The following is a 3,283-nucleotide window of genomic DNA, read 5'->3' as shown; positions in this document are numbered from 1 at the left end:
GGCCGACGCGATCCGCGCCGGAGAGCACCGTCGCACGGCCGATATCCTGAGCCTTTGCCAGCGCCACGCCCTGCCGGCCGATTTCGGGGCCGACCTCAGCGCGCGCGGCGTCGACCTGGACGCGGCGCGCTCGGCGATCCTCGATCGCCTGGCGTCGCAGAACCCGACGACCCGCGGCGCCGAGACCGTGCCCGCCCAAGCGGGCGGCCCGTCGGCGACGGATATCGGCTTCCGCGATGCCCTGACCGCCGCCCTGATGCACCGCCATGCCCCCGCGCAGAACGCGCTGGACGGCAATGCTCGCGAATTCCGCGGCATGACGCTGATGGAAATGGCCCGCTTCTCCCTCGAACGGCGCGGGACGAACACCCGCGGCATGTCGAAGATGGAACTGGCCGGGGCGGCGCTGAGCCTGCGCGCCGACGTCGGGCTCCATTCGACCTCGGACTTCCCGTCGATCCTGGCGAACGTTGCGAACAAGACCCTGCGCCAGGGCTACGACTCGACGCCCCGGACCTTCACCGCCTGGGCGCGGCAGGTCTCGATTCCCGACTTCAAGACGGTGCAGCGCACGCAACTCGGCGGCGCGCCGGACCTGTTGAAGGTGCCGGAATCCGGCGAGTTCACCTACGGGACGATCGGCGAAGGCAAGGAAACCTATGCGCTGGCGACCTATGGCCGTATCATCGGGATCACCCGCCAAACCATCATCAACGACGACCTGAACGCCTTCGCCCGCATCCCGGCGGCCTTCGGCGCCTCGGCCGCCGACCTGGAATCCGACCTGGTCTATTCGATCCTGACCGGGAACCCGACGATGGGCGACGCCGTCGCGCTCTTCCACGCGACCCACGGCAACCTCGGCACGGCGGCGGCGATTTCGGAAACCTCGCTGACCGAGGCTTACGAGCTTTACGCCAAGCAGAAGGGCTTGGAAGGCCGCCTGATCGCGATCCAGCCGCGCTATATCGTCGTGCCCCCGGGCACGCGCGCGGTCGAAGCCCGGAAGAACGTCACCCAGACCACCCCGGCGCAGGTTTCGGGGGTGAACGCCTTCGCCAACCGCCTCGAAATCATCGAGGAAGCCCGGCTTCTGCCCGCCGCGGGCGCGAAGCCCTGGTTCCTGGCCGCCGATCCGTCGCGGATCGACACGGTCGAGTTCGGCTACCTGGAAGGCAACAACGGCGTCTACACCGAAACCCGCAATGGGTTCGAGGTCGACGGCATCGAAATCAAAGCCCGGCACGACTTCGCTTACAAGGCGATCGACTGGCGCGGCCTGTTCCAGAACGTCGGCGTCTGAGCGACGCGCCGCCCCAGCGATGCGCGGACCCCGCGCGTCGCCCTTCCCTTTCTGATCCGGGCTCGGCCGACGCCGGTCCGCAATCCCCCCAAACCCCAGGAGAACCCCAATGAAGAACTTCATCGGCACGGGCGATATCGTCGTCCTGACCGCACCTTCGGCCGTCGTTTCCGGCCAAGGCGTCCTGTTCGGCTCGCTTTTCGGCGTCGCTCAGGCGGATATCGCCAACGGCGCCGACGGCCCCTTCCTGACCGAAGGGATCGTCGATCTGCCCAAGGTCGGCTCGCAGGCCTGGGCGCTGGGCGACGCGATCTATTGGAACGGCACCGCCTGCACCAACGTGGCTTCGACCAACAAGCGCATCGGCGCCGCGGTCAAGGTCGATGCGGGAGGCGCGGGCAGCACGACCGGCCGTGTCCGCCTGAACGGCGCTTCGGTCAACTGAGCGTCATGGCCGGTTTCGCAGCCGCCGTCGCCGCCAGCTTCCGGGATCGGACGCTGGCGGTGGACGCGCTCTATCGGCCGGGCGGCGCGGGGGGCGGCAACGCCTGCCGGGTCGTCCTGGCCGCGCCCGACCGGACGCAGAACTTCGGCGAAAGCCGCTTCGTCAGCGATACCGTGATGGTTTCGATCCAGGCGGCCGATGCCCCGACCTTCGCGGCGGGCGATACGGTCGAGGTCGACGGCGTCGTTTATCGAATTCAGGGCACCCCAACGCGGGATGCGACGCGGCTGGTCTGGGAAGCGGAGGCGCGGGCGCCGTGAGGCTTTCCGTCACCGTCCAGGGCGATTTCGTTGAAATCGTCAGCTCGTCGATCCCGGAGGGCCGCCGCGCCGTGACGAAGGGCGTCGCCGCCGCCGCCGACGGCCTGAAGACCGCCTGGCGCGGCCAGATCGCGGCGGCGGGGCTCGGCCCGAACCTCGCCCGGACGATCCGCAACGCCGTCTATCCCAAGGGCGGAACCTCGCTTCGGGCCGCCGCGGTGGTCTACAGCAACGCGTCGAAGGTGGTCGACGCCTTCGACCAAGGCGCGCTGATCCAGTCGAAGGACGGATTCTGGCTGGCGATCCCTCTTCCCGCCGCAGGCACCAAGGGTCTTGGCAACAAGCGGATCACACCGTTGGGCTGGGAACGGCGGACCGGGCTGCGCTTGCGCTTCGTCTACCGGACGCGGGGCCCGAGCCTTTTGGTCACGGAAGGGCGGCTCAATACCAAGGGCCGCGCGACCGCGTCGAAGTCCAAGACAGGGCGCGGCCTGACGACGGTGCCGATCTTCCTGCTTCTACCCCAGGTCAAGCTGAAGAAACGCCTCGAACTCGCCGCGGCCGCGAAGGCCGCCGAATCCCGTCTGCCCGCCTTCGTCCGCGCCAATTGGCCCGAAAGGTCCGCCTGATGCCCTCGACCCGCGAAACCGTCTTGGCCGCCCTCTTCTCCCGCCTGCTGGCCATGTCCGGCCCGCTTGTGCTTCGGAACGAAGCCCTTCCTGTCCGCATCCCGGCGGGCGGAGTCTTGATCCTGCGCGACGGAGATCCCGGGGAACCGGAAGTGACCCTGTCGCCGCTCCGGTATTTCTACAGCCACCGCGCCGAAATCGACGTCTTGGTTCAAGCCGACGCCGGGCGCGATACCGCCTTCGACGCCCTGACCGCCTCCGTCGGCGCCGTGATCGCGGCCGACCGGACCCTCGGCGGGCTTTGCGATTGGATCGAGATCCAGGCCCCGGAGACCGTCGAAATCGCCGCCGAGGGCAACGCGCCCGTCAAGGCCGCGGTCCTGCCGGTCCTTATCGACTACGCCGCCGCTTCCCCCGTCTGACCCCCCAACCGAAAGGAACCACCCCTATGGCACGCGCTCAGGGCGCGCGGGCGCAAATGGCGCTCGCCTTCGAAGCCCTTTACGGCACGCCACCCGGCTCGGGCTTCAAGCAAGTGCCCTTCGCCTCGACTTCGCTCGGCGGCGAACAGCCCCTCCTGTGGTTT

At 68.8% G+C, this 3,283-nt stretch carries 5 protein-coding genes; all 5 read left to right on the top strand.

The window, feature by feature from the left end; translation table 11 throughout:
* Nucleotides 1-1,303, top strand: a 1,303-nt coding sequence (locus KSP24_RS25060; RefSeq protein ID WP_367949386.1) for a prohead protease/major capsid protein fusion protein, incomplete at its 5' end; no start/stop codon positions are given.
* Between the two features lie 109 nt (nt 1,304-1,412).
* Nucleotides 1,413-1,748: a DUF2190 family protein gene (locus KSP24_RS25055; RefSeq protein ID WP_216977177.1), complete on the top strand. Its 336-nt coding sequence runs from the start codon at nt 1,413-1,415 to the stop codon at nt 1,746-1,748.
* A 5-nt stretch (nt 1,749-1,753) separates the two neighbouring features.
* On the top strand, nt 1,754-2,068 hold the full coding sequence (locus tag KSP24_RS25050) for a head-tail joining protein (protein WP_216977175.1): 315 nt from the start codon (nt 1,754-1,756) through the stop codon (nt 2,066-2,068).
* Nucleotides 2,065-2,697: a DUF6441 family protein gene (locus tag KSP24_RS25045; protein ID WP_216977173.1), complete on the top strand. Its 633-nt coding sequence runs from the start codon at nt 2,065-2,067 to the stop codon at nt 2,695-2,697. Before KSP24_RS25050 ends, KSP24_RS25045 begins: the two co-directional genes overlap by 4 nt.
* Nucleotides 2,697-3,119: a hypothetical protein gene (locus KSP24_RS25040; protein WP_216977171.1), complete on the top strand. Its 423-nt coding sequence runs from the start codon at nt 2,697-2,699 to the stop codon at nt 3,117-3,119. Before KSP24_RS25045 ends, KSP24_RS25040 begins: the two co-directional genes overlap by 1 nt.
* Nucleotides 3,120-3,283 lie beyond the last annotated feature (164 nt).

The organism is Paenibacillus sp. AK121 (assembly GCF_019042715.1).
GTDB classification, from domain to species: Bacteria; Bacillota; Bacilli; order Paenibacillales; family Paenibacillaceae; genus Paenibacillus; species Paenibacillus polymyxa_C.
This window is presented reverse-complemented; position numbering and strand designations above follow the sequence as displayed.